Source organism: Streptomyces sp. NPDC016562, assembly GCF_043076955.1.
GTDB lineage: Bacteria > Actinomycetota > Actinomycetes > Streptomycetales > Streptomycetaceae > Streptomyces.
The window spans coordinates 60,615-85,626 of record NZ_JBIBRZ010000008.1 but is presented as its reverse complement, the minus strand read 5'-3'; the positions used below and the strand labels follow the sequence as shown (position 1 = coordinate 85,626).

Here is a 25,012-nt window from a genome sequence, read left to right as displayed (position 1 = left end):
CTGAGAGACTGGGGGCGATGAACGAGACACCGACGCGCGTGTACGCCGAGATCGACCTTGACGCCGTGCGGGAGAACGTGCGCGCGTTGCGCGAGCGGGCGCCGCGGGCCCAGTTGATGGCCGTGGTCAAGTCGAACGCCTACGGGCACGGCGCTTTGGCGTGCGCCAAGGCCGCCCAGGAGGCCGGTGCCACCTGGCTCGGGACCGCCACGCCCGAAGAGGCGCTCGCGCTGCGCGCCGCCGGGGTCGGGGGGCGGATCATGTGCTGGCTCTGGACCCCCGGCGGGCCCTGGCGGGAGGCCGTGGAGGCCGACGTCGACGTGTCCGTCAGCGGGATGTGGGCCCTGGACGAGGTGCGGCAGGCCGCACGCGCCGCCGGGCGGACCGCCCGCATCCAGCTCAAGGCCGACACCGGCCTCGGCCGCAACGGCTGCCAGCCCGCCGACTGGGAGGAACTGGTCGGGGCGGCCGTCGCCGCGCAGGCCGAGGGGACCGTCCGGGTCACCGGCGTCTGGTCGCACTTCGCCTGCGCCGACGAGCCCGGCCACCCCTCCATCCAGCTCCAGCTGGACGCCTTCCGCGACATGCTCGCCCACGCCGAGAAGGAGGGCGTGGAGCCCGAGGTCCGGCACATCGCGAACTCGCCCGCCACCCTCACGCTCCCCGAGTCCCACTTCGACCTGGTGCGCTGCGGCCTGGCGGTCTACGGGGTGTCGCCCGCGCCCGAGCTCGGCACCCCCGCCCAGCTCGGCCTGCGCCCCGCCATGACGCTCAAGGCCTCCCTGGCCCTGGTCAAGACCGTCCCGGCCGGGCACGGGGTCAGCTACGGGCACCACTACGTCACCGACGCCGAGACGACCCTCGCGCTGATCCCGGCCGGTTACGCCGACGGCATCCCGCGGCACGCGTCCGGCGCCGGCCCGGTGCTCGTCGGCGGCAAGCTCCGCCACGTCGCCGGGCGCGTCGCCATGGACCAGTTCGTGGTCGACTTGGGCACGGACCACGCCCGCGTCGGCGACGAAGCCGTCATCTTCGGGGACGCCGAGCGCGGCGAACCCACCGCCGAGGACTGGGCACGGGCGGCGGGCACGATCGCGTATGAGATCGTCACCCGTATCGGTGTACGCGTGCCCCGGGTGTACCTGGGCGGCTGAGCGGAGTGAGGGCGGCGGCGTGAGCGAGAACTGGCGCAGGGCCGGCTGGGCGGGCGCCGCCATCGGCGTGATCGCCGCGGGCGCGGCGGCCGGCGTCGCGGTCGAGCGGATCACCGTCGGGCGCGGCATGCGCATGAGGGCGCGCCTCGCACTCGACGCCGCCGGGGACTACGGGTCCCTGCGCGGGACGGCGGGAGCCTGCCGCGCCGAGGACGCCACCGAGCTCCACTACGAGGTCGACGAGCTCCCCGAGGAGCAGCAGCGGCCCCGTCCGCGGCTGCGGCGCAAGGCCTCCGAGCCCCCGGTCACCGTCGTCTTCTGCCACGGCTACTGCCTGTCCCAGGACGCCTGGCACTTCCAGCGCGCCGCGCTGCGCGGACAGGTCCGGGCGGTCTACTGGGACCAGCGCAGCCACGGCCGCAGCGCCCGCGGCCTCGCCCAGGCGGACGGCGAGCCGGTGACCATCGAGCAGCTCGGCCGGGACCTCAAGGCCGTCATCGACGCCGCCGCGCCCGAGGGCCCCCTGGTACTGGTGGGTCACTCGATGGGCGGAATGACCATCATGGGATTCGCCGAGCAGTTCCCCGAGCTGGTCCGCGAGCGCGTGCTCGGCGTGGCGCTGATCGGCACCTCCAGCGGCCGCCTCGGCGAGGTGACGTACGGGCTGCCCGCCCTGAGCGTGGGCGCCGTGCGCAAGCTCCTGCCGGGTGTGCTCAAGGCGCTGGGGTCCCAGGTGGAGCTGGTGGAGAAGGGCCGCCGGGCCACCGCGGACCTGTTCGCCGGCATGATCAAGATGTACTCGTTCGGCTCCCGGGACGTCGATCCGGGCGTCACGCGCTTCGCGGAGCGGCTCATCGAGGCCACGCCGATCGACGTGGTCGCCGAGTTCTTCCCGGTGTTCCAGACGCACGACAAGACCGCCGCCCTGCGGCTGTTCGCGGACCTCCCGGTGACCGTCATCGCGGGGGACAAGGACATGATCACCCCGCCCGGGCACAGCGCGGCCATCAAGGAGGCGCTGCCGGGCGCCGAGCTGGTGGTCCTGGAGTCCACCGGGCACCTGATGATGCTGGAGCGACCGGAGACGGTGACGCGCCTGCTCACCGGGCTGCTGGCGCACACCGGCGCCGTCGCGCTCCCCGCACCGACTAACGTTGGCGGGCATGGAAGAAGTACCGCTGGAAGCACAGCGCAGCCAGGCAGCACCGGCACCTGAGGCAGGGGCGCGGCCCGAGGGCGCGCAGACCCGGATCACCGTCGATTCCCCGGACGCGATGCAGGAGTTGGGCCGCCGGATCGCCGGCCTGCTGCGGCCCGGCGACCTCGTCCTGCTGACCGGTGAGCTGGGTGCGGGCAAGACCACGCTCACCCGCGGCCTGGGCGAGGGCCTGGGCGTGCGCGGGGCCGTGACCTCGCCGACCTTCGTGATCGCCCGCGTGCACCCCTCGCTGACCGGCGGGCCGGCGCTGGTGCACGTGGACGCGTACCGCCTGGGCGGCGGGCTGGACGAGATGGAGGACCTGGACCTCGACGTCTCGCTGCCCGAGTCCGTGGTCGTCGTCGAATGGGGCGACGGCAAGGTGGAGGAGCTCTCCGACGACCGCCTGCACGTGGTGATCGCGCGTGCGGTCGGCCACGAGGAGGTCCTGGACGACGTCCGGGAGGTGTCGGTGCACGGCATCGGGGCGCGCTGGGGCGCCGGCGCCGGCGCCGGGCTGGACGCGCTGGCCGGGGCCCGCTCGGAGTAAACGTACCGACAACTCGTCGGCAACATATTGCGCTGCTGGTAGCGCTCGTGATGACATGGTACCGAGAGTTTCTTAGGTATGCCTAAGTACGGTGTCCCCCGGTCCAGGAGGCAGCCATGTCGGCACCAGCAGGAGCCCCGCGCGATCCCCGCCCGTCCGCCGTCTCCATGCGGACGCTGCTCGCCGCCGGCCTGGCCGCCACCGCCGTCTCCACGCCGCCGGCGCGCGCGGAGGCGGGGGACGCGGGCGGGGACGGGGCCGGAGCGGGGGACGGCGTACGCGAAGAGGCCGCCTCGGCGTCCGAAGCGGCCTGAGCCACCACACGTACGGGTGAAACCGCCGGGGCGTCCGGTGTCCGGCGCCCCGGGTGCCCGCCGGGTCCGTCAGGGGACGACGATGACCCGCGAACTGATCGTCGCGAAGGCCCACATCGCGTCGCCGTCGGCGCGCGTCATGCGGATGCCGCCGGTCTTCTTGCTCGGGTCGGGCTCCGGCGTCGTGCCGTCCGCCCGGGCGCTGAAGCCGATCGCCACGCCCTCCGCGCTGGCGAACCGTACGACGTGCTCGATCGGCACCCCGTCCGAGCCGGTGACCGAGCCCGAGCGCGAACCGACCATGTAGGTGCCGGGCTTCGGGTGGACCGTGCTCGGCATCACCGTGAAGGACTTCGGCTCCTGCCCCTCGGCGCCCACCAGCCACACCCGCTTCTGGCCCACCGAGTACACGACGCGCACCCCGGTGCCGGAGTCCGCCGGCACGGGGACCGGCTTCGTCGGCTCCTGCTTGGCGGCGGAAGGGCTCGGGGCGGGGGCCGCGCCCTGCGCGGGCGCCTTCGGGGGATGCGCGGGGGCCGTAGCGGAGGCCTGGTAGCCGAGGAAGCCGACGGCGGCGATTGCCGCGGCGGTGAGCCCGGCCACGATTCCCGAGCTGCTGCGTGCCACCTTGCTCCACCTCTCCGACCGGACCGACACCTGGGTCGAAAGGTAGCAGCCGGGCCGCCGTTCGACCGGCCGCGAGGCCCCGGTCCCCAGGAGTCGTAGGCTGTTCGCGTGCTCTTGCTCGCTGTAGATACCGCCACGCCCGCCGTCACCGTCGCCCTGCACGACGGCGAGTCCGTCCTCGCCGAGTCCGGCCAGGTCGACGCCCGCCGCCACGGGGAGCTGCTGCTGCCCTCCGTGGACAAGGTGCTCGCCGCCGCCGGGCTGAAGCTCGACGCCGTCACCGGCATCGTCGTCGGGGTCGGCCCCGGCCCCTACACCGGTCTGCGCGTCGGCCTCGTCACCGCCTCCACCTTCGCCGCCGTCCTGGGCGTGCCCGTGCACGGCCTGTGCACGCTCGACGGCCTGGCCTACGCCGCGGGCGCCGCCGGGATCGAGGGCCCCTTCACCGTCGCCACCGACGCACGGCGCAAGGAGGTCTACTGGGCGCGCTACGAGGACCCGCGCACGCGCGTCGGCGAGCCCGCCGTGGACCGCCCGGCCGACATCGCCGAACAGGTCGCCGGGATGCCCGCGGTCGGCCAGGGCGCGCTCCTGTACCCGGACGTCTTCACGGACGCGCGGGGCCCCGAGCACCAGTCCGCCGCCGCCCTGGCCGCCCTGGCCGCCGAACGGCTGGCGGCCGGGGAGGAGTTCCTCGCGCCGGTCCCGCTCTACCTGCGCCGCCCCGACGCGCAGGTGCCCAAGAACTACAAGGTGGTCACCCCGCAGTGACAGCCACCCCTGCCGTCGTCCTGCGCGAGATGCGCTGGTGGGACATCGGGCCCGTGCTGGAACTGGAGCACGAGCTGTTCCCCGAGGACGCCTGGTCCGCCGGGATGTTCTGGTCCGAACTGGCCCACGCCCGCGGCCCGCGGGCCACGCGCAGGTACGTCGTCGCGCAGGACGCGGACGGCCGCCTGGTGGGCTACGCCGGGCTGGCGGCCGCCGGCGACCTGGCCGACGTACAGACCATCGCGGCCGCCCGCGACCAGTGGGGGACCGGGCTCGGCGCCCGGCTCCTGACCGACCTGCTGCGCGCCGCCACCGCCTTCGAATGCGCCGAGGTGCTGCTGGAGGTGCGGGTGGACAACACCCGCGCCCAGAAGCTGTACGAGCGCTTCGGCTTCGAGCCCATCGGCTTCCGGCGCGGCTACTACCAGCCCGGCAACGTCGACGCGCTCGTCATGCGACTGACCGACCCCGCACAAGCACGAACTGAGAGCAGTGAGAGCAATGGCTGACGAACCGCTCGTCCTCGGCATCGAGACGTCCTGCGACGAGACCGGCGTCGGCGTCGTCCGCGGCACCACCCTGCTCGCGGACGCGGTCGCGTCGAGCGTCGACGAGCACGCGCGCTTCGGCGGCGTCGTGCCCGAGGTGGCCTCGCGCGCCCACCTGGAGGCGATGGTCCCGACCATCGAGCGCGCCCTGAAGCAGGCCGGGGTCAGCGCCCGTGACCTCGACGGCATCGCGGTCACGGCCGGCCCGGGCCTCGCGGGGGCGCTGCTGGTGGGCGTCTCGGCGGCCAAGGCGTACGCCTACGCCCTGGGCAAGCCGCTGTACGGGGTGAACCACCTGGCCTCGCACATCTGCGTGGACCAGCTGGAGCACGGGCCGCTGCCGGAGCCGACGATGGCGCTGCTGGTGTCCGGCGGGCACTCCTCGCTGCTGCTGGCACCGGACATCACCTCCGACGTACGGCCGCTCGGCGCGACCATCGACGACGCGGCGGGCGAGGCCTTCGACAAGATCGCGCGCGTGCTGCAGCTGGGCTTCCCCGGCGGTCCGGTCATCGACCGGCTCGCGCGCGAGGGTGACCCGAAGGCGATCGCCTTCCCGCGCGGGCTGACCGGGCCGCGCGATCCGGCGTACGACTTCTCCTTCTCCGGGCTCAAGACGGCCGTCGCCCGCTGGATCGAGGCGAAGCGGAGCGCGGGCGAGGAGGTGCCGGTGCGCGACGTGGCCGCGTCCTTCCAGGAGGCCGTCGTGGACGTGCTGACGCGCAAGGCCATCCGCGCCTGCAAGGACGAGGGCGTGGACCACCTGATGATCGGCGGCGGCGTGGCGGCCAACTCCCGGCTGCGCTCGCTGGCGCAGGAGCGGTGCGACGACGCCGGGATCATCCTGCGGGTGCCGCGGCCGGGGCTGTGCACCGACAACGGCGCGATGGTGGCGGCGCTGGGTGCCGAGATGGTCAAGCGCAACCGCGCGGCCTCCGACTGGGACCTGTCGGCGGACTCCTCGCTGCCGGTCACGGACCCGCACGTGCCGGGCGCCCAGGCAGCCGGGCACGACCCCGACCAGGAGCACGCCCACGGGCACGCGCACGGGCACGGCCACAACCACGACCACGATCACGTGCACGAGCTGAGCAAGGACAACCTGTACTCGTGAGCACGGTCGCGCTGATGTGGGAGGCCCGGGCGGTCTCCGGCCGGGGCAACGAGCTGCTGGAGTGGGCCCGGGCCCAGGTCCTCGCGCGCGAACCGGTGCGCCGCGAGGTGTTCCGGGCCCCGCAGGACCGGGTGCTGGTCATCACCTGGTGGGAGGCGGCCGAAGGGGTGGCCGCGGACCTCCCCGAACTGCCCGAACCGGAGCCGGACCTGATCACGCGGGCGGTGCACCGCTGGCGGTTCGAGTCGGTGGAGGTCGACGGGGGCTGACCGGACGCGCGCGGATATGGTCATGTGCATGCTCCGCCGTGACCTGCCGCCTCCGCCGCCTCCCGCGCACGTGCTCGCCCAGCTGGACGAAGACACCGTACGGGCCGACCGCGCGCGCTTCCTGCGCGAGCTCGACCGACGCAGCCTGGGCATCGGGGGGTTGCTGCTCCTCTGGGCCGTCTCGGCGCTCTTCGCGCTGGGCTGGGGCTTCGTCGGCATGGCCTGGATGGCCTTCGAGACGCACGACGGGCTCTCCCTCGCCCTCGCGTACGCCTGCGCCACGCTCGGCGCCGGCGTGCTCGCCCCGGCCGGGATCTGGTTCGCCTCGCTCGCCCGCAGGGACCGCCAGGTGCGCGGGCTGCTGCGCGCCTGGGCCGGGGTGTACCGGGACGCGGCCGCCGACGCCCGGCTGCGCGCGCCGTGGCGGAGCCTGACCTGGCTGCTGGCCTCCCTGCCCCTGGCCGCGGCGGGACTGGGGCTGAGCTACTGGACCGCCTCGACGGCCCGCCCGGGCTACGACACGTACGGCGAGGTCGGGTCCGTCATGGGCCTGGGCATGATCTTGTGGATCACCGGCCTGCTGGGCGTCGCCAAGGCGGCGGTGCACTTCCGCTGGGCCGTACGCGCCTTCCCGCGCGCGCAGTAGCCCGGGGCCGCACCGCAGGTCACTCGCCGCCGGCGGGCCGTCCGATCAGCATCGAGGGGGCGCCCGCCACCCGGGTCAGGAAGACGGTCGCGGAGTGCGGCCCCTGCGGTTTGACCTTCCTGCGCAGCTCCTCCGGCTCGATCGCGGAGCCGCGCTTCTTCACCGTCAGGACGCCCACCCCGCGCTCGCGCAGCAGCGCCTTCAGCTTCTTCAGGCCGAAGGGCAGCACGTCGGTGATCTCGTACGCGGTCGCGTACGGCGTCTCCCGCAGCTCGTCCGCGGTGATGTAGGCGATCGTCGGGTCGATCAGCCGGCCGTCCAGCTGCTCGGCCACCTCCGCGACCAGGTGCGCCCGGATCACGGCGCCGTCGGGCTCGTAGAGCCAGCGGCCCACGGGACCGGCCTGCGGGTCGGGCAGCGGAGCGGTGGTGCGCAGGGCGCGCGGCCCGGGCAGGAGGGTGGCGCGCACGGTCCCGGGCGCGGTCCCGAACCAGAGCACGGCCTCCTTGACGTCCCCGTGGTCGGAGATCCACTCGGCCTCGGCCCCGTCCGGCACGGCCTCGTGCGGGATCCCGGGGGCGATCTTGATGGCGGCGTGCTTCGCCGTACGGGCGCTCTCCACGGCCCAGGACAGCGGCGGGGAGTACGACTCCGGATCGAAGATCCTCCCGCGGCCCCCGCGCCGGGCCGGGTCGATGAAGACGGCGTCGTAGTCGGAGGTGTCCACCTGCGTCACGTCCGCCTCCCTGACCTCGATCAGGTCCGCCAGGCCCAGGGCCTCGGCGTTGGCCCGTGCGACGGCGACGGTCAGCGGGTCGTGGTCCACCGCGAGCACCCGGATGCCCAGCCGTGCCAGCGCGAGGGCGTCTCCGCCGATGCCGCAGCACAGGTCGGCGACGCTGCGCACGCCGAGGTCCGCGAGCCGCCGGGCGCGGTACGAGGCCACGGAGGCGCGGGTGGCCATCTCACCGCCGCCGGGGGTGAAGTACATCCGGAAGGCGTCCTGCGGGCCGAACTTCGCCACCGCGCGCTGCCGCAGCCGGGCCTGGCCGAGCGCGGCCGAGACCAGCCCGGCGGGGTGCTCGCGGCGCAGCCGGGTGGCCACGGCCAGCTCCTGCGCGGGGTCGTAGTCGCGCAGCGAGTCCAGGAGGGCGCGGCCCTCGGAGGTGAGGAGGGCGGCGAAGTCTTCGGGGGTCACGGGTCCATTGTCGGCGACGGGGCGACGGGCGCTGTGGGCCACTCGAAGGAAGGTCGGGGCCCCCTCGCGGTGTCTTCCTGGGTGCCGGTGTGTCGGGTGCCAGGATGCGCAGCTATGCAGCTAGTAGGACAAAAGCAAGATAACGCGCAACAAGGTCACCGGTACGCGGCGGGTCCGCGCGGCCGGTTCGGGGTGGCCCTGGCCGCCCTGTTGGTCGCGGCCCTGGGGACGGCGTGCGGCTCCGGTGGGTCCGCGACGCCCGACAAGGCGCAGAAGGCGAAGGCCGGCCAGGGCGCGGAGGCGGCCGGCGCGGCCGGCGCGCTCAGCGCCGCCGAGAAGGCCAAGGCGGCCCAGCAGGCGCGCATCGCCGCGGCGAAGAAGTGGGGCCTGGCCAAGGTCCCGCTCAGCGCCCCGGCGGCGCCGAAGCACAAGCCCGAGATCACCACCCGCGACGGCTTCGAGGTGGAGGACCAGGAGGAGTACCCGCCGGTCTTCACCACCATCCCCACGGAGGACAAGGTCGTCTTCCTGACGATCGACGACGGGTCCGAGAAGGATCCCGAGTTCCTGAGGATGATGCGGGAACTGAAGATCCCGTACACGGCCTTCCTCAGCGACTACCTCGTCAAGGACAACTACCCGTACTTCAAGGACATGCAGGCCGCGGGCGTCACGCTGAACAACCACACGCTCAACCACCGCTACATGCCGGGCCTGTCGTACGAGAAGCAGCGCCAGGAGATCTGCGGCCAGCAGGACACCATCCAGAAGCAGTTCGGCAAGCGGCCGACCCTCTTCCGGCCGCCGTACGGCAACTACAACCAGGACACGCTGCGCGCAGCCAAGTCCTGCGGCATCAAGGCGGTTCCGCTGTGGAACGCCGAGGCGTTCACGAACCGGATGGACTACCGGGAGTGGGACCGCGATCTGCACCCCGGTGACATCATCCTCACGCACTTCCGCGGCAAGGAGGACTGGAAGGGCACGATGCCTGACATGATCCGTCATGTCATGAAGACCGTCACGGACAAGGGGTATGCCGTGGCTCGCCTGGAGGACTATCTGTGAAGTGCGCGCGCCGGTTGGTAGCCGGAACGCTGGCGGCCGGCGTGCTCGCGCTGTCCCTGACGGGGTGCGGGGACAGCGTGGAGCCCATCGAGCGACTGGGCCGCAAGGCGTCCCAGGAACCGTCGGGGGCCAAGGACCCGAAGGACTCGAAGGAGCCGAAGGGCGCCGCCACGCCGTCGGCGTCCGCGGCGTCGCCGGGGGCCGGCTCCGCCTCCGACGAGGCGTACAGGAAGTGGGGCCTGACGGCCCCCCTCGCGTACGCGCCCAAGCCCGCCCAGAAGCCGCAGATACCGAAGGCGGCCCCGGGCAAGGTGCCCGTGATAGACCGAATACCCGTGCCGCCCCAGGACAAGGTCGTCTTCCTGACCTTCGACGACGGCGCGGAGAAGGACCCCGAGTTCCTGAAGATGGCGGCCGACCTGAAGCTGCCGATCAGCATGTTCCTGACGGACAGTGTGGCCTCGTCGGACTACGGGCACTTCGAGAAGCTCCGCGACAACGGCTCGGCGAGCACCGTGAACAACCACACGCTGACGCACCCGAACCTGCGGACCCTGTCCTACGAGGGGCAGAAGAAGGAGATATGCGGCCAGCAGGACCGCCTGGAGAAGCGCTTCGGCCAGCGCCCGCCGCTCTTCCGCCCGCCGTTCGGCAACTACAACGACGACACCCTCCGGGCAGCCTCGGAGTGCGGGGTCTCGTCCCTGGTCCTGTGGCGGGTCTCGATGCAGATCAACGACTTCCAGTACGCCGCGGGCTCCACCCTCACGCCGGGCGACATCATCCTGGCCCACTTCCGCGGCCCCTCCGAGCTCAAGGGCTCGACGGAAACCCAGATGACGACCCGCATGCTCCAGCGCATCCAGGAACAGGGCTACCGGATAGGGCGCCTGGAGGACTACCTGTGAGGGCTACGGGTGAGGACTACCTGTAGGGCGCGGCTTCCGCGACCGGAAGCCCACCGGCCTGAAGCCCCCCGGCCGCCTCGCGGATGTCCGCCTCGCGTTGGCGCTCCGCGCTGTCGCTGATGCGCAGGAGCAGGGCGATCATGATCCAGTTCGCCAGGAGCGAGGAGCCGCCCTTCGCCAGGAAGGGCAGGGCCTTGCCCGTCAGGGGGATCAGGCCGGTGACGCCGCCCGCGACCACGAAGACCTGGAGGGCCAGCGCCGAGGCCAGGCCCACCGCCAGCAGTTTGCCGAAGGGGTCGCGCGCGCCGAGCGCCATGCGCAGCCCCCGCTGCACCAGGAGCGCGTAGAGGATCAGGACGGCCATGACCCCGGCCAGGCCGAGCTCCTCGCCCACCGTGGTCAGGATGAAGTCGCTGCGCCCGGCGAACGCGATCAACTCGGGGTGGCCCAGGCCCAGGCCGGTGCCCGAGACGCCGCCCGTGCCGAAGCTGAACAGCGCCTGCGCCGACTGGTCCGAGGTGACCCCCGGCGGCCGCACCTCCCAGTAGTACGAGAGCGGGTTCAGCCACGCCGCCACGCGCGCCTTGACGTGCGGCTCCGTCGAGCCGACCACGAAGGCGCCCACCGCGGCCATGAGCACGCCGCACACGATCCAGCCGGTGCGTTCGGTGGCCACGTACAGCATCACCACGAACACGCCGAAGAAGATCAGTGACGTGCCGAGGTCGCGTTCGAAGACCAGCACGAGCATCGAGACGACCCACACGGTGACGATCGGGCCGAGCTGGCGCATCGGGGGCAGGCGCACGCCCATGAACCTGCGGCCGGTCAGGGCGAGGGAGTCCCGGTGGACGACCAGGTATCCGGCGAAGAAGACCGCGATCATGATCTTCACGAACTCGCCGGGCTGGAGTGAGAAGCCGAAGAGTTTGATCCAGCGTTTGGCGCCGTAGGTGTCCGCGCCGAAGAAGGCCGGTGCGATCAGCAGCACCAGCGCGACGGCCATCGTGATGTAGATGAACCGTTGCAGCAGCCGGTGGTCGCGCAGCAGCGCCAGGACCAGGAGGCAGGCGGCGACCCCGACCACCGTCCACACCAGCTGTCCGGGGGCGTTCGCCTCCGAGTTGTAGCGCTCGATGTAGCCCTGGTCCAGGCGGTGCAGGAGCACCAGCCCGAGCCCGGACAGCAGCATGGCGAGCGGGAAGACCAGCGGATCCGCGTGGGCGGCGAAGCGGCGCACGCCCAAGTGCCCGACCAGCGACAGCAGGGTCATGCTGACGGCGAAGCCGGCGAGGTTCGGCGGGAGCTCGTCGTTCATGGCGAGGCCGGCGCCGGCGTGGCCGAGGACGGCGATGACGATGACGAAGGCCAGCAGGAGCGCCTCGGTGCGGCGTCGGGCGCCCGCCGGCGTCAGCGGTTTCAGGCCGCGCACGGGACACCGGGTCCGATCTGCTCGGCTATCAGCCGCTTTATCTTCATATTATCTACGACGCCGACACCCTCCCCATGGTTCCTTCCGGGGGTGAATTCGAACGCACGTACGCCATTTTCGGCGGCTCACCGGCGCGATCCGCGCAACGCCGACGGCGAGAATTGGCACTCCGCTTGACCGAGTGCTAATCGCCGGAATAGTGTCGCATCTGGCACTCGCCACTGGTGAGTGCCAACACAGCGACAGGCAGATCCGGCACCCGCGACGACGGATCGACCTGGTCGCCACCTCAGACAGTTAACCCCGGATCTCCGAAGGGGGAGGTCGGATCGTGACGACCACCAGCTCCAAGGTTGCCATCAAGCCGCTCGAGGACCGCATTGTGGTCCAGCCGCTCGACGCCGAGCAGACCACGGCCTCTGGCCTGGTCATCCCGGACACCGCGAAGGAGAAGCCCCAGGAGGGCGTCGTCCTTGCGGTGGGCCCGGGCCGCTTCGAGGACGGCCAGCGTCTCCCGCTGGACGTCAACGTCGGCGACATCGTGCTCTACAGCAAGTACGGCGGCACCGAAGTGAAGTACAGCGGCGAGGAGTACCTCGTCCTCTCGGCCCGCGACGTGCTCGCGATCGTCGAGAAGTAAGTCACTTCTCCAGTTTTGCTTTGAGCTACGCCCCTGGTCACCCCTGCTGATGCCGGGCGGCGAGGGGCGTAGTTCGTTCTAGGCGGTCGCGGTGAGCGGCCGGGGATCGCAACGAGAGGGCTAACCGCTCCCATGCCGAAGATTCTTAAGTTTGACGAGGACGCCCGTCGCGCCCTCGAGCGCGGCGTCAACAAGCTTGCCGACACGGTCAAGGTGACGATCGGCCCCAAGGGCCGCAACGTCGTCATCGACAAGAAGTTCGGCGCGCCCACCATCACCAACGACGGTGTCACCATCGCCCGCGAGGTCGAGCTGGACGACCCGTACGAGAACCTGGGCGCGCAGCTCGTGAAGGAGGTGGCGACCAAGACCAACGACATCGCGGGTGACGGCACCACCACCGCCACCGTGCTGGCCCAGGCGCTGGTCCGCGAGGGTCTGCGCAACGTCGCCGCGGGTGCCTCCCCGGCCGCCCTGAAGAAGGGCATCGACGCCGCGGTCAAGGCCGTGTCCGAGGAGCTCCTCGCGACCGCCCGCCCGATCGAGGACAAGTCCGACATCGCCGCCGTGGCCGCGCTCTCCGCGCAGGACGCCCAGGTCGGCGAGCTCATCGCCGAGGCGATGGACAAGGTCGGCAAGGACGGTGTCATCACCGTCGAGGAGTCCAACGCCTTCGGCCTGGAGCTGGAGTTCACCGAGGGCATGGCCTTCGACAAGGGCTACCTCTCCCCGTACATGGTCTCCGACCAGGAGCGTATGGAGGCCGTCCTCGACGACCCGTACATCCTGATCAACCAGGGCAAGATCTCCTCGATCCAGGACCTCCTGCCCCTGCTGGAGAAGGTCATCCAGGCCGGCGGCTCCCGCCCGCTGCTGATCATCGCCGAGGACGTCGAGGGCGAGGCGCTCTCCACCCTCGTCGTCAACAAGATCCGCGGCACCTTCAACGCGGTCGCCGTCAAGGCCCCCGGCTTCGGTGACCGCCGCAAGGCGATGCTCCAGGACATGGCCACCCTCACCGGTGCCACCGTCATCGCCGAGGAGGTCGGCCTCAAGCTCGACCAGGCCGGTCTGGACGTACTGGGCTCCGCCCGCCGCGTGACGATCTCCAAGGACGACACCACCATCGTCGACGGTGGCGGCAACTCCGAGGACGTCGCGGGCCGCGTCAACCAGATCAAGGCCGAGATCGAGTCCACCGACTCGGACTGGGACCGCGAGAAGCTGCAGGAGCGCCTGGCGAAGCTCGCCGGCGGCGTCTGCGTCATCAAGGTCGGCGCCGCCACCGAGGTGGAGCTCAAGGAGAAGAAGCACCGCCTCGAGGACGCCATCTCGGCGACCCGCGCCGCGGTCGAGGAGGGCATCGTCTCCGGCGGTGGCTCCGCCCTCGTCCACGCCGTCAAGGTCCTGGAGGGCAACCTCGGCCTGTCGGGCGACGAGGCCACCGGTGTCGCGGTCGTGCGCCGCGCCGCCGTCGAGCCGCTGCGCTGGATCGCCGAGAACGCCGGTCTCGAGGGGTACGTCATCACCTCGAAGGTCGCCGAGCTCGACAAGGGCCAGGGCTTCAACGCCGCCACCGGCGAGTACGGCGACCTGGTCAAGGCCGGCGTCATCGACCCGGTGAAGGTCACCCGCTCCGCGCTGGAGAACGCCGCTTCCATCGCCTCCCTGCTGCTCACGACCGAGACCCTGGTCGTCGAGAAGCCGGCGGAGGAAGAGGCCGACGCGGGCCACGGTCACGGTCACGGCCACAGCCACTGACGCTGTCGCCGCATAGCCGAAAGGCCCCCGTCCCGCCGTTTCGTACGGCGGGGCGGGGGCCTTCGCGTGGGCCGGGGGAGTGCGCGCTCAGGCGGGCATCTCGGTGATGCCCAGCTGGCGCATCACGCTCATGACGTCGTAGTTCCACCAGCCCTCGGCGAGCTGGCCGTCCTTGCAGCGGAAGGTCGTCGTGCCGGTCGTGCTGACCTTCTTGCCGGTCGGGGCCATGCCCATGAACTCGCCCGTGTGCGTGGCGTTCCACGTCCACAGGGTGGTGACGAAGTCGCCTTCGGCAATCTGCTGGTCCTTGGTGAAGGACATGTCGTCGAAGGCGGACCGCCACATGGTCAGGTCGGCCATGACGCTGTCGATCCCCTGGGCGTTGGGGTCGGCCTGGACGATGTCGTGGTCGACGTAGTCGGAGGCGAAGATCTCCTCGGCGGTCGCGCGGTCGCCCGTCATGGCGAGCTCGTCGAACATGCGGTCCACGAGCATCTTGTTGAGGTTCTCGTCGCGGACCACGTCCAGGTTGGTGAAGCTGGGCATCCCGTCACAGAGGGCCACCATCTCCTGGAACATCTTGTCCGTCTCCGGGAGCTGAGAGTTCTTCATGGCCTCTTCGTACGAGGGGAATTCGACCACGTCCACGTAGTGGTTCTCGTTCGCGCGGTCCCGGCCCACGATGCTGTGGGTGACGGTCCGCTTGCCCTGGCTCTGCGAGACGTACCGGTCGAGCAGCTGGTTGAGGTCGTCCTGCCGACTGGTCTTGTAATCGATGATCTGTACGAATGTCATGGCGTCTCCCGGGCTGGATGGGACACGTCCATTTTAGGGAGATATCACCCATTCGGCGGGTTGGGGGAGAGGACGGAGGGCCCGTACCGCTGCGCCCTCCTCCTGCGGCCCGTCCCGCTGCGGCCCCTCCTATTGCGGCCCGTACTTGCGGCCCGTGCGCGAGGTCATCCCGCCCAGCAGTCCGCGCGGCGTCAGCTTCACCACGCCCATCAGCGCCTTGTACCGCGGGTCCGGGACGGACACGGTCTTGCCTCGGGCCAGATCGGCCAAGGCCGCGGCCACCAGCTTGTCGGCGTCCAGCCACATCCAGCCGGGGATGTTGTCCGTGCCCATGCCGGCGCGCTCGTGGAACTCCGTGCGCACGAAGCCGGGGCACAGCGCCATCAGCCGCACCCCGGATCCGGACAGGTCCCGCGCCGCGCCCTGGGTGAACTGCACGACCCAGGCCTTGCTCGCCCCGTACGTACCGCGGGGTACGAAGGCGGCCACCGAGGCGACGTTGATGACGCCGCCCCGGCCGCGCGAGCGCATCGACCCGGTGGCCGCCGAGGTCAGCCGCAGCACCGCCTCGATGTGCACCTTCAGCATGGTCAGCTCGTCGGCCATGGGGACTTCGAGGTAGCGGCCCTTGTTGCCGAAGCCCGCGTTGTTGACCAGCAGGTCGACCGGGTGGGTGCGGTCGCCGAGGCGCTGCTCGACCGCCGCGATGCCCTCCTCCGTGGAGAGGTCGGCGGCCAGCACGTCGGCCTCGATGCCGTGCCGGTCGTGCAGTTCGGTGGCCTGTTCGCCGAGCCGCTTGGTGTCGCGCGCCACCAGCACGAGGTTGTGCCCCTGGGCGGCCAGCCGCCGGGCGAATGCGGCGCCGATGCCCGCCGTGGATCCCGTAATCAACGCAGTCGTCATAGGCGCAACCTAGACGAGTGAGATAACGGCGCTACCTCGCCCCGGCCTCGGCCCGGCACTTCTCCATGTACTGGCGCACGTGCTCGTGCGCCTCCGGCCGCATCGCCCCGCCCGCCGCCAGGGTGCGCGGCAGCAGCGAGCGCTCGGTGGTGAAGGCGCGGAACCACAGCTCCACGGTCACCTCGTGGTCCGGCCGGTGGATGACCTCGACGGGGTCGCCGGCCGCGATCGAGCCCTCCCGGATCACCCGCAGGTACGCGCCCGGACGGCCCTCCCGGGTGAACCGCTTGACCCAGCCGTCCTCGTTCAGGGCGCCCTGGAAGGTCCGGCAGGGGATGCGGGCCGACGCCACTTCGAGGACGACGTCGGCGCCGACCCGCCAGCGCTCGCCGAGCAGCGCGGTGTTCAGGTCGATGCCGGAGGTGGTGAGGTTCTCGCCGAAGATCCCGCCGGGCAGCTCGCGGCCGAGCTCGCGCTCCCAGCGGTCCAGGTCCTCGCGCGCGTACGCGTAGACGGCCTGGTGGTCGCCGCCGTGGAAGCGGCGGTCGCAGACGGCGTCGCCCTCCAGGCCGCTGCCGAGGCCGGTGGCCGTGGGGCCGGGGGAGACGACGCGGACCGGCCCGGGGACCGGGCGCTTGCCGATGCCCGTCGCCCCGCTCTCGGCGTCGGTGTAGTCCACGGCCGTGGCGCGGCCGATGTTCACGGAAATCAGATGCATGGTGCCCATGGGCATCACGGTAGGGTCCTTTCGACCCAAAGCGTTACAGAGGCATTCGTGCGACGGTCAAAGCAGGCCTTATGCTCGAAGGGTGATTGAGGCACGTCATCTCCGGGTACTGCGCGCTGTCGCCGGGACCGGATCCTTCTCAGCCGCCGCACGAGAGCTCGGCTGCACCCAGCCCGCCGTCTCCCAGCAGATGAAGGCGCTCGAACAGTCGGCCGGAACCCCGCTGCTGATCCGCACCGGCCGCGAGATGCGGCTGACCCAGGCCGGTGAGGCGCTGGTCCGGCACGCCGCCGGGATCCTGGCCGGGCTGACGGCCGCCGAGGAGGAGGTCGCCGCCATCGCCGGGCTGCGCGCCGGCCGGGTCCGGCTCGTGTCCTTCCCCAGCGGCAGCTCCACGCTGGTGCCCACCGCGCTCGCGGCCATGCGCGCCGAGCATCCGGGGACCCGCATCTCGCTGGTCGAGGCGGAGCCGCCGCGCTCGGTGGAGATGCTGCGCGAGGGCGACTGCGACCTGGCGCTGGCCTTCCGCTACGGCGGGGCGGCCGGATCCGCCGCCGAGTGGGACGACCTCGTGGTGCGGCCGCTGCTGACCGACCGTCTCATCGGGCTGGTCCCCGAGGGGCACCGGCTGGCCGGAGCCGCACGCGTGGGCATGGCGGAGCTCGCCGACGAGCCCTGGATCGCGGGCTGCCCGCGCTGCCGCCGCCATCTGGTGGAGGTGTGCGAGGGCGTCGGCTTCACCCCGCGCATCGACTTCGCCACCGACGACTACCCGGCGGTGGTCGGCCTGGTCGCCGCGGGCCTGGGCGTCGCGGTGCTGCCCGAGCTCGCGGTGGAGTCCGTACGGGCCAAGGGCGTGAGCACGGTCGCGGTGGAACCCGCCGTCGAGCGGGAGGTCGTGGCGCTGACCCTGCCGGACCTGGCCCGGGTGCCCGCCGTGGCCGCGACCCTGGCCGAGCTGGAGCGGGCCGGCGCGCGCTGACCGCGCGCGACGGGCCGCCCGGCCCCGCCCGGCAGGGCCGCGCGCGGTCACGCGCGGTCATTGCGGGTCACGCGGAGCCGCACGCACGGGCTGCGTTCGGCCGGACGGGTGAATTCAGGGACCGGGCGGCGACACGCCCGGGCGTGCGGAGGATTGCGGTCGATTGAGGAAACGTTCCTTCGGACGTTTCGAACAGGCGCTCAGTGCGGCGCGATCGGTCCGATCGCACTCGACGCGGGGATCAGGCGGTGCCGTGCGCGGCCCATCAGCTCCTCGCGCTCGTCCTCGGTGAGGCCGCCCCACACCCCGTAGGGCTCGCGGACGGCGAGTGCGTGCGCGGCGCATTCCGCACGCACCGGGCATCGCATGCAGACCTCTTTAGCCGAGGCCTCGCGCGCGCTCCTGGCCGCGCCCCGCTCGCCTTCCGGGTGGAAGAAGAGGGAGCTGTCGACCCCGCGGCAGGCAGCCAGCAGCTGCCAGTCCCACAGGTCGGCGTTCGGTCCGGGAAGGCGGGAGAAATCTGCCATGGGGAGTCCTCTTGGTGCCGGTACTGAGGCGGATACGGTCCATGTCTCCACACCTACTGTCCTAGTAGATGTAAATATGACTCATTCGGAATCTAGCCTCAGACATGCGCGGAAGGGAAGGAAAGCCGCCAAATAGGGCATAGCTCCAGATGGAGGACTGCTGGCTTGTGGCGCCGCCGTCGTGTTCGCTTCCTCACGTAGAGTGCCGAAGGTGTCCGTCCGACCCGTAACTCTTTCGAGTGACCATCGTTGAGAGTGCGAAGGCGGTTGAACCAATACGGTCTCGGACAGGTGTCCGGGGGCATCGACCGCACAGGTGACGATACGTACCAGCCTGGAGGCTCAAGGTGACGCGCATCAGCAGCTGCGGAGGGCGGTCATGACATCCGTCCTCGTCTGCGACGACTCCCCGCTTGCCCGAGAGGCGCTCCGTCGCGCGGTTGCCACCGTGCCCGGCGTCGAGCGTGTGACGACGGCTGCCAACGGCGAGGAAGTCCTCCGCCGCTGGGGTGCCGACCGCTCCGACCTGATTCTGATGGATGTACGGATGCCCGGGCTCGGCGGTGTGGAGACGGTCCGCCGTCTGCTCTCGGCCGACCCCGGCGCCCGCATCATCATGCTGACGGTCGCCGAGGACCTGGACGGCGTGGCCCTCGCGGTCGCCGCCGGCGCCCGGGGCTATCTGCACAAGGACGCCTCGCGCGCCGAACTGCGGGCCACGGTCACCCAGGCACTCGCCGACCCGACCTGGCGACTGGCCCCGCGCCGGCTCCGCTCGGCCGAGATGGGCGCCGCGCCCACGCTCACCGCGCGCGAGATCCAGGTCCTGGAGGGCATGAGTCACGGCCGGTCCAACGCGGAGATCGGGCGCGAGCTCTTCCTCTCCGAGGACACGGTCAAGACGCACGCCCGCCGGCTGTTCAAGAAGCTCGGCGCCTCCGACCGCGCACACGCCGTCGCGCTCGGTTTCCGCTGGGGCCTGGTCCGCTGACCTCCGGGTCGCGGCCGGGCCCGGCCCGGTCCGCCGCCCGCCGCGGACCGTCGAGAGCGGTCCCGTCCGCAGGCTGCGGACGGGGCGGCGCGCCGCCCTCGTATTCGGTGTAGCCCTGTCCCGCCGTACCCGGTGCGCACCCGGGGGTTGGCGGGGCACAATCCGGGGGACGTCTCGCTTCGTGCGCGATGCCGCATCCTTGAGGGTGTGGAGTCTCTCGGGGACTATTCGGCCGAGCGGGAGGGGAGGGTGCAGATGATGGGTTCCGGCGCACCCGCTCATAACGCTTCGATGCACAACAAGGACCACGGTGCCGCGGATGCTTCCGCGCCAAGGCACCATGGATTGATGCGCGACGACGAGGCCCAGGGGTCCCCCGCGGCCACAGGCCCGACCGGCGCCGCCAAAGGCGGCAGTGCCGGGGCCGTCAGCGCGCTCGTACGCCGGGCGGTGGAGGGCGACGAGCAGGCCACGCACGACCTGCTCGCCTTCGTACACCCCCTCGCCATCCGCTATTGCCGCACCCGGCTCTCCCGTCTTCCGGGTGACGCTCGCCACTTCGTGGAGGACCTGGCGCAGGAGGTCTGCGTCGCCGTCCTGATGGCGCTGCCGCGCTACCGGGACACCGGGCGCCCGTTCGAGGCGTTCGTCTTCGCCATCGCCGCGCACAAGGTCGCCGACCTGCAGCGGGCCGCCATGCGGCACCCGGGCAGTACGGCCGTGCCCTCCGACGAGATGCCGGAGCGGCCCGACGACTCGCTGGGCCCCGAGGAGCGCGCGCTGCTGAGCAGCGACGCCGCCTGGGCCAAGAAGCTGCTGGCGAACCTTCCGGAGAACCAGCGCGAGCTGCTCGTCCTGCGGGTCGCCGTCGGGCTGACCGCGGAGGAGACCGGGCAGATGCTCGGCATGTCCCCCGGGGCCGTGCGGGTGGCCCAGCACCGCGCGCTCAGCCGGCTGCGCGCCCTCGCCGAGCAGTAGGAAGCTACGAAACTTCTGGTTGACCTTGGTCGTGGAATGAGACGCGTCGGGATCCCGTTAGCATGGACATCCGCGCTGAGCAAGACCATTGGGAAGGTGTCATGACCGCCGACGGAGTGCCCGACAAATTCGCCACGCTCGGACTGACTTACGACGACGTGCTGCTGCTGCCGGGCGCGTCGGACATGTCGCCTGACGCCATCGACACCTCCTCCCTCATCTCGCGCAACGTGCGCGTCAACGTCCCGCTGCTCTCCGCCGCCATGGACAAGGTCACCGAGGCCCGGATGGCCATCGCGATGGCCCGCCAGGGCGGCGTCGGCGTACTGCACCGCAACCTCTCCATCGCCGACCAGGCCAACCAGGTCGACCTGGTCAAGCGCTCCGAGTCCGGCATGGTCACCGACCCGATCACGGTGCACCCGGACGCGACGCTGCGCGAGGCCGACCAGCTCTGCGCGAAGTTCCGCATCTCCGGCGTCCCGGTGACGGACCAGGCGGGCAAGCTCCTGGGCATCGTCACCAACCGCGACATGGCCTTCGAGTCGGACCGCAGCCGCCAGGTGCGCGAGGTCATGACCCCGATGCCGCTGGTCACGGGCAAGGTCGGCATCTCCGGCGTGGACGCCATGGAGCTGCTGCGCCGCCACAAGATCGAGAAGCTTCCGCTGGTCGACGACGCGGGCATCCTCAAGGGCCTGATCACGGTCAAGGACTTCGTCAAGGCCGAGAAGTACCCGAACGCGGCCAAGGACAAGGACGGCCGGCTGCTCGTCGGCGCCGCCGTCGGCGTGGCCGGCGACGCGTACGACCGCGCCCAGGCCCTGATCGAGGCGGGCGCCGACTTCATCGTCGTCGACACCGCCCACGGTCACTCCCGCCTGGTCGGCGACATGGTCGCGAAGATCAAGTCGAACTCCGGTGTCGACGTCATCGGCGGCAACGTCGCCACCCGCGACGGCGCCCAGGCGCTGATCGACGCCGGCTGCGACGGCATCAAGGTCGGCGTCGGCCCCGGCTCGATCTGCACCACCCGCGTGGTCGCCGGCATCGGCGTCCCGCAGGTCACCGCGATCTACGAGGCCTCGCTCGCCGCCAAGGCGGCCGGCGTCCCGGTCATCGGCGACGGCGGCCTCCAGTACTCCGGTGACATCGCCAAGGCCCTGGTCGCGGGCGCCGACACGGTGATGCTCGGCTCGCTGCTCGCGGGCTGCGAGGAGTCCCCGGGCGAGCTGCTCTTCATCAACGGCAAGCAGTTCAAGTCGTACCGCGGCATGGGTTCGCTCGGCGCGATGCAGTCCCGCGGCGACCAGCGCTCCTTCTCCAAGGACCGCTACTTCCAGGAGGGCGTGGGCGGCGACGACAAGCTCATCCCCGAGGGCATCGAGGGCCAGGTGCCCTACCGCGGCCCGCTCTCCGCGGTGGTCCACCAGCTCGTCGGCGGCCTGCGCCAGTCGATGTTCTACGTCGGTGGCCGCACCGTGCCCGAGCTGCAGGACCGGGGCCGCTTCGTGCGGATCACCTCGGCCGGGCTCAAGGAGAGCCACCCGCACGACATCCAGATGACGGTCGAGGCGCCGAACTACTCCCGCAAGGGGTAGCGGCTGAGCTGAGGTGGGGCGGGCCCGGGTGACCGGGCCCGCCCTTCGCCGTTGCCGGGGGCCGCGCCCGCCGTCCCGTACAGCGGTCACCGGAACGCATGCACCCGGCGTTCGGGGATACTGGACGGGCAGACCCAGAGGAAAGGCCACCACACGTGACTGAGATCGAGATCGGGCGCGGCAAGCGCGGCCGCAGGGCGTACGCGTTCGACGACATCGCCATCGTCCCGAGCCGGCGTACCCGGGACCCGAAGGAGGTCTCGATCGCCTGGCAGATCGACGCGTACCGCTTCGAGCTCCCCTTCCTGGCCGCCCCCATGGACTCGGTCGTCTCCCCGCAGACCGCGATCCGCATCGGCGAGCTCGGCGGCCTCGGCGTGCTGAACCTCGAAGGTCTGTGGACCCGGTACGAGGACCCGCAGCCGCTGCTCGACGAGATCGCGGAGCTGGACGAGGAGGCCGCCACCCGCCGCCTCCAGGAGATCTACGCCGCGCCGATCCAGGCGGACCTGATCCGCCGGCGCATCAAGGAGGTGCGCGACTCGGGCGTCGTCACCGCCGCCGCGCTCTCCCCGCAGCGCACCGCCGAGTTCTCCAAGGCGGTCGTCGACGCGGGCGTCGACATCTTCGTGATCCGCGGCACCACCGTGTCGGCGGAGCACGTCTCCGGCGCCGCCGAGCCGCTGAACCTCAAGCAGTTCATCTACGAGCTCGACGTCCCGGTCATCGTGGGCGGCTGCGCCACCTACACCGCGGCCCTGCACCTGATGCGCACCGGCGCCGCGGGCGTCCTGGTCGGCTTCGGCGGCGGCGCCGCGCACACCACGCGCAACGTGCTCGGCATCCAGGTCCCGATGGCGACCGCCGTCGCGGACGTGGCCGCGGCCCGCCGCGACTACATGGACGAGTCGGGCGGCCGTTACGTGCACGTCATCGCCGACGGCGGCGTGGGCTGGTCGGGCGACATCCCGAAGGCCGTCGCCTGCGGCGCTGACGCCGTGATGATGGGCTCCCCGCTGGCCCGTGCCACCGACGCGCCCGGCAAGGGCAACCACTGGGGCATGGAGGCCGTCCACGAGGACGTGCCGCGCGGCAAGAAGGTGAACCTCGGCACGGTCGGCACCACCGAGGAGATCCTCACCGGCCCGTCGCACTCCCCGGACGGCTCGATGAACATCTTCGGCGCCCTGCGCCGCTCGATGGCCACGACCGGCTACAGCGAGCTCAAGGAGTTCCAGCGGGTCGAGGTCACGATCGCGGACTCGCAGCACAGCCGCTGACGGTTCCCGTACGCACGCCGGAGGGCCGGCACCCCAGGCGGGGTGCCGGCCCTCCGGCGTACGCGTGCGAGGCGCCGACGTCAGTCGCTGACCTTCTTGGCCGCGCCGAAGGCGGCGAAGCCGCCGATGCCGAGGAAGACGTAGGACATGAAGTCCACGCTCTCCTTCCAGAGGTCGTTCAGGCCGCCGATGCCGACCTCGCTGAACACCTCGCCCACGCCGACCTTGCCGTAGTCGGCGATGGCGAGCGCGATGAAGAACATCTGGCCGAGGTAGACGGCGCCGACGGACAGCAGGACGGCGACGACGGGCAGGATCGGGTTGCGGCCGCCGACCTTGCCGGCGGCGAGACCGACGAGGAGGCCGACGCCGATCGCGGCGTAGCCGATCTCGCGGTCGATGGCGTTCATGATGCCGCCGTAGGCGCCGGCCGCGACGAGGGCCGCGACGACGGCCGCGACGATGCCGAGGCCGACGTTGCCGGTGCGGGCCGGGGCCGGGGCGGGGGCCGCGGTGAAGGAGTCGGGCGCCGGCGGCGTGAAGTTCTGGCTCATGGGAAATCCCCCCCAGGGATGCGTGGGGCACATCTGTCCAGGGGGACGTATGTGCGAAATAAGTGACGTCGCAGGCTAGCAGCCGCAGCCGACATCCACAGGGGGGAATTTCGGGGCTCAGAGCCGGTGGGCCGCGCCCGCCGGGCTGGCGCCGCGGGTGTCCAGCAGCAACTGGGCCTTCACGGCGAGACCTTGGAGGTCGTACGTGCGGTGGTGCTGGAGCAGGATCGTCAGATCGGCGTTGGCGGCGGCCTCGTACAGGGATTCGGCTCGCGGGACCGGCTGGTCCCGGACGCGCCAGCCCGTGATGTACGGGTCGTGATAGCTGATCAGCGCCCCCAGGTCGAGGAGGCGGCTGGCGATCTCGCGGGCGGGTGAGCCCTCCTGGTCGGCGAGGTCGGGCTTGTAGGTGACGCCCAGCAGGAGGACGCGGGCGCCGCGGGCAGACTTGCCGTGTTCGTTGAGCAGGGTGGCGGAGCGCTGGATGACGTACTGCGGCATCCGGTTGTTGATCTCCTGCGCCAGGCCGACCATGCGCAGGGGGTGGCCGGGGGTGCGGGTGGTGTGCGGGAGGTAGTTGGGGTCGAGGGGGACGCCGTGGCCGCCGACCCCCGGGCCGGGGCGGAAGGCCTGGAAGCCGTACGGCTTGGTCTCGGCGCAGCGGACCACGTCCCAGAGGTCCACGCCGAGGTCGTGGCAGAGCACCGCCATCTCGTTCATGAGGGCGATGTTGACGTGCCGGTAGTTCGTTTCGAGGAGCTGTACGGTCTCGGCCTCGCGCAGGCCGCGGGCGCGGACCACCTTCTCGGTGAGGCGGGCGTAGAAGGCGTGCGCGGACTCCGTGCAGGCGGGGGTGAGGCCGCCGATCACCTTGGGGGTGTTGGAGATGCCGTGCGTCCGGTTGCCGGGGTCGTGGCGGCTGGGGGAGTAGGCCAGATGGAAGTCCCGGCCGGCCCGCAGTCCGGAGCCCTCTTCGAGGATCGGTCGCAGGTAGTCCTCGGTGACGCCGGGATGCACGGCGGATTCGAGGATCACGGTGGTGTGGGGGCGCAGCCGGGCGGCCAGCGCGTGGCCGGCCTCGCCGACGGCGGAGAGGTCGAGTGCGCGATCGGCGCCGAGCTGGGTGGGGGCGCAGATGACGGCGGTGCGGACCCGGCCGAGTTCGGCGGGGTTGGTGGTGACCCGGAAGCCGGCCGCCGACATGCGGCGGATCTCGGCGGCGGTGAGGGTGGAGTCCGTGACCGGACCGCTGTCGTAGCCGACCGTCTCGATCCCGGCGGCGACGGCCGCCTGGGCGAGGGGGAGGCCGAGATGGCCGAGTCCGATGACGGCGAGATCTGCGGGCATGGGGGTGCCGTCCCTTCCCTGAAATGAGGGGGCTGCCGCGCACGTCCTCCCGGGGCAGGGGAGCTGGCGCAATGTCAGACTAGGCGTATATATGAAAGATATGTCGCATTCTGGAGTGAACATCACCGT

27 protein-coding genes are annotated in these 25,012 nt (G+C 71.6%); 18 read left to right on the top strand and 9 right to left on the bottom strand.

Annotated features, from left to right (window positions below; all coding sequences use genetic code 11):
- The first annotated feature begins 17 nt into the window (after positions 1 to 17).
- The 4 genes from alr (at position 18) to ACF059_RS27555 (ending at position 3,216) form a co-directional block, all read left to right on the top strand.
- A complete protein-coding gene (gene alr, locus ACF059_RS27570; protein ID WP_392062110.1) occupies positions 18 to 1,154 on the top strand; it encodes an alanine racemase in 1,137 nt (378 codons plus the stop codon).
- Complete coding sequence (locus ACF059_RS27565) at positions 1,099 to 2,370, top strand: alpha/beta fold hydrolase (protein WP_392062107.1); 1,272 nt, start codon at positions 1,099 to 1,101, stop codon at positions 2,368 to 2,370. Before alr ends, ACF059_RS27565 begins: the two co-directional genes overlap by 56 nt.
- Positions 2,318 to 2,902, top strand: a complete 585-nt coding sequence (gene tsaE, locus ACF059_RS27560) for a tRNA (adenosine(37)-N6)-threonylcarbamoyltransferase complex ATPase subunit type 1 TsaE (protein ID WP_392062104.1) — start codon at positions 2,318 to 2,320, stop codon at positions 2,900 to 2,902. Before ACF059_RS27565 ends, tsaE begins: the two co-directional genes overlap by 53 nt.
- Positions 2,903 to 3,018: 116 nt before the next feature.
- Positions 3,019 to 3,216, top strand: a complete 198-nt coding sequence (locus ACF059_RS27555) for a hypothetical protein (RefSeq protein WP_366865858.1) — start codon at positions 3,019 to 3,021, stop codon at positions 3,214 to 3,216.
- 69 nt (positions 3,217 to 3,285) lie between these two features.
- On the opposite strand, the gene ACF059_RS27550 is transcribed toward ACF059_RS27555, so the two are convergent.
- Complete coding sequence (locus ACF059_RS27550; RefSeq protein ID WP_366865857.1) at positions 3,286 to 3,843, bottom strand: hypothetical protein; 558 nt, start codon at positions 3,841 to 3,843, stop codon at positions 3,286 to 3,288.
- 108 nt (positions 3,844 to 3,951) lie between these two features.
- Here ACF059_RS27550 and tsaB point away from each other — a divergent pair, with 108 nt between their 5' ends.
- Genes tsaB through ACF059_RS27525 form a run of 5 tightly spaced genes read left to right on the top strand, consistent with a single transcriptional unit; the run spans position 3,952 to position 7,191 of the window.
- Complete coding sequence (tsaB, locus tag ACF059_RS27545; RefSeq protein ID WP_392062100.1) at positions 3,952 to 4,614, top strand: tRNA (adenosine(37)-N6)-threonylcarbamoyltransferase complex dimerization subunit type 1 TsaB; 663 nt, start codon at positions 3,952 to 3,954, stop codon at positions 4,612 to 4,614.
- Between the two features lie 29 nt (positions 4,615 to 4,643).
- The gene (rimI, locus tag ACF059_RS27540; protein WP_361944957.1) at positions 4,644 to 5,123 is read left to right on the top strand and encodes a ribosomal protein S18-alanine N-acetyltransferase; all 480 of its coding nucleotides are present in this window, start codon (positions 4,644 to 4,646) and stop codon (positions 5,121 to 5,123) included.
- Entirely contained in the window at positions 5,116 to 6,276 is a 1,161-nt protein-coding gene (gene tsaD / locus ACF059_RS27535) for a tRNA (adenosine(37)-N6)-threonylcarbamoyltransferase complex transferase subunit TsaD (protein WP_392062097.1), read from the top strand. The genes rimI and tsaD overlap by 8 nt, the downstream gene beginning before the upstream one ends.
- Positions 6,273 to 6,545: a hypothetical protein gene (locus tag ACF059_RS27530; protein ID WP_392062094.1), complete on the top strand. Its 273-nt coding sequence runs from the start codon at positions 6,273 to 6,275 to the stop codon at positions 6,543 to 6,545. Before tsaD ends, ACF059_RS27530 begins: the two co-directional genes overlap by 4 nt.
- Positions 6,546 to 6,573: 28 nt before the next feature.
- Positions 6,574 to 7,191: a hypothetical protein gene (locus ACF059_RS27525; RefSeq protein ID WP_392062091.1), complete on the top strand. Its 618-nt coding sequence runs from the start codon at positions 6,574 to 6,576 to the stop codon at positions 7,189 to 7,191.
- Positions 7,192 to 7,210: 19 nt separating this feature from the next.
- Here ACF059_RS27525 and ACF059_RS27520 read toward each other — a convergent pair whose 3' ends face one another.
- Positions 7,211 to 8,431 carry a methyltransferase domain-containing protein gene (locus tag ACF059_RS27520; protein ID WP_392062089.1) on the bottom strand — a complete coding sequence of 407 codons (1,221 nt, stop codon included), beginning with the start codon at positions 8,429 to 8,431 and terminating at the stop codon, positions 7,211 to 7,213.
- A gap of 72 nt (positions 8,432 to 8,503) precedes the next feature.
- On the opposite strand from ACF059_RS27520, the gene ACF059_RS27515 reads away from it, so the two are divergent.
- Both ACF059_RS27515 and ACF059_RS27510 read left to right on the top strand, forming a co-directional pair.
- The gene (locus ACF059_RS27515; protein ID WP_392062086.1) at positions 8,504 to 9,457 is read left to right on the top strand and encodes a polysaccharide deacetylase family protein; all 954 of its coding nucleotides are present in this window, start codon (positions 8,504 to 8,506) and stop codon (positions 9,455 to 9,457) included.
- Entirely contained in the window at positions 9,454 to 10,365 is a 912-nt protein-coding gene (locus ACF059_RS27510) for a polysaccharide deacetylase family protein (protein WP_392062083.1), read from the top strand. The genes ACF059_RS27515 and ACF059_RS27510 overlap by 4 nt, the downstream gene beginning before the upstream one ends.
- Before the next feature lie 16 nt (positions 10,366 to 10,381).
- On the opposite strand, the gene ACF059_RS27505 is transcribed toward ACF059_RS27510, so the two are convergent.
- Positions 10,382 to 11,797 carry an FtsW/RodA/SpoVE family cell cycle protein gene (locus tag ACF059_RS27505; protein ID WP_392062080.1) on the bottom strand — a complete coding sequence of 472 codons (1,416 nt, stop codon included), beginning with the start codon at positions 11,795 to 11,797 and terminating at the stop codon, positions 10,382 to 10,384.
- Positions 11,798 to 12,128: 331 nt separating this feature from the next.
- Between ACF059_RS27505 and groES the strand changes: the two genes are divergently transcribed.
- Together groES and groL are read left to right on the top strand one after the other, a co-directional pair.
- Positions 12,129 to 12,437, top strand: coding sequence for a co-chaperone GroES (gene groES / locus ACF059_RS27500; RefSeq protein WP_360891066.1), 309 nt, complete (start codon positions 12,129 to 12,131; stop codon positions 12,435 to 12,437).
- A gap of 132 nt (positions 12,438 to 12,569) precedes the next feature.
- Complete coding sequence (gene groL, locus ACF059_RS27495; RefSeq protein ID WP_361944852.1) at positions 12,570 to 14,198, top strand: chaperonin GroEL; 1,629 nt, start codon at positions 12,570 to 12,572, stop codon at positions 14,196 to 14,198.
- An 87-nt stretch (positions 14,199 to 14,285) separates the two neighbouring features.
- Here groL and ACF059_RS27490 read toward each other — a convergent pair whose 3' ends face one another.
- The 3 genes from ACF059_RS27490 to ACF059_RS27480 all read right to left on the bottom strand — a co-directional run bounded on the left by ACF059_RS27490 (position 14,286) and on the right by ACF059_RS27480 (position 16,614).
- Positions 14,286 to 14,993: an ester cyclase gene (locus ACF059_RS27490; protein ID WP_392062075.1), complete on the bottom strand. Its 708-nt coding sequence runs from the start codon at positions 14,991 to 14,993 to the stop codon at positions 14,286 to 14,288.
- A gap of 129 nt (positions 14,994 to 15,122) precedes the next feature.
- The gene (locus ACF059_RS27485) at positions 15,123 to 15,896 is read right to left on the bottom strand and encodes an SDR family oxidoreductase (RefSeq protein WP_361944858.1); all 774 of its coding nucleotides are present in this window, start codon (positions 15,894 to 15,896) and stop codon (positions 15,123 to 15,125) included.
- A 31-nt stretch (positions 15,897 to 15,927) separates the two neighbouring features.
- Positions 15,928 to 16,614 (bottom strand): MOSC domain-containing protein, encoded by a 687-nt coding sequence (locus tag ACF059_RS27480; protein WP_392062545.1) that lies wholly within the window; start codon positions 16,612 to 16,614, stop codon positions 15,928 to 15,930.
- Positions 16,615 to 16,705: 91 nt separating this feature from the next.
- On the opposite strand from ACF059_RS27480, the gene ACF059_RS27475 reads away from it, so the two are divergent.
- Positions 16,706 to 17,605 (top strand): LysR family transcriptional regulator, encoded by a 900-nt coding sequence (locus tag ACF059_RS27475; protein ID WP_392062072.1) that lies wholly within the window; start codon positions 16,706 to 16,708, stop codon positions 17,603 to 17,605.
- A 200-nt stretch (positions 17,606 to 17,805) separates the two neighbouring features.
- Here the strand turns inward: ACF059_RS27475 and ACF059_RS27470 are convergent, their stop codons facing one another.
- Entirely contained in the window at positions 17,806 to 18,132 is a 327-nt protein-coding gene (locus ACF059_RS27470; protein ID WP_031145825.1) for a WhiB family transcriptional regulator, read from the bottom strand.
- Positions 18,133 to 18,511: 379 nt separating this feature from the next.
- On the opposite strand from ACF059_RS27470, the gene ACF059_RS27465 reads away from it, so the two are divergent.
- The 4 genes from ACF059_RS27465 (at position 18,512) to ACF059_RS27450 (ending at position 22,982) form a co-directional block, all read left to right on the top strand.
- Positions 18,512 to 19,123: a response regulator transcription factor gene (locus tag ACF059_RS27465; protein ID WP_003948568.1), complete on the top strand. Its 612-nt coding sequence runs from the start codon at positions 18,512 to 18,514 to the stop codon at positions 19,121 to 19,123.
- Between the two features lie 348 nt (positions 19,124 to 19,471).
- Positions 19,472 to 20,101, top strand: coding sequence for a sigma-70 family RNA polymerase sigma factor (locus ACF059_RS27460; RefSeq protein WP_392062069.1), 630 nt, complete (start codon positions 19,472 to 19,474; stop codon positions 20,099 to 20,101).
- Between the two features lie 101 nt (positions 20,102 to 20,202).
- The gene (gene guaB, locus ACF059_RS27455; RefSeq protein WP_360891089.1) at positions 20,203 to 21,702 is read left to right on the top strand and encodes an IMP dehydrogenase; all 1,500 of its coding nucleotides are present in this window, start codon (positions 20,203 to 20,205) and stop codon (positions 21,700 to 21,702) included.
- Positions 21,703 to 21,857: 155 nt separating this feature from the next.
- Positions 21,858 to 22,982, top strand: coding sequence for a GuaB3 family IMP dehydrogenase-related protein (locus ACF059_RS27450; protein WP_392062066.1), 1,125 nt, complete (start codon positions 21,858 to 21,860; stop codon positions 22,980 to 22,982).
- An 80-nt stretch (positions 22,983 to 23,062) separates the two neighbouring features.
- Here ACF059_RS27450 and ACF059_RS27445 read toward each other — a convergent pair whose 3' ends face one another.
- On the bottom strand, positions 23,063 to 23,536 hold the full coding sequence (locus ACF059_RS27445; protein ID WP_392062064.1) for a hypothetical protein: 474 nt from the start codon (positions 23,534 to 23,536) through the stop codon (positions 23,063 to 23,065).
- Between the two features lie 117 nt (positions 23,537 to 23,653).
- On the bottom strand, positions 23,654 to 24,883 hold the full coding sequence (locus ACF059_RS27440) for a nucleotide sugar dehydrogenase (RefSeq protein WP_360891098.1): 1,230 nt from the start codon (positions 24,881 to 24,883) through the stop codon (positions 23,654 to 23,656).
- Between the last annotated feature and the right edge of the window lie 129 nt (positions 24,884 to 25,012).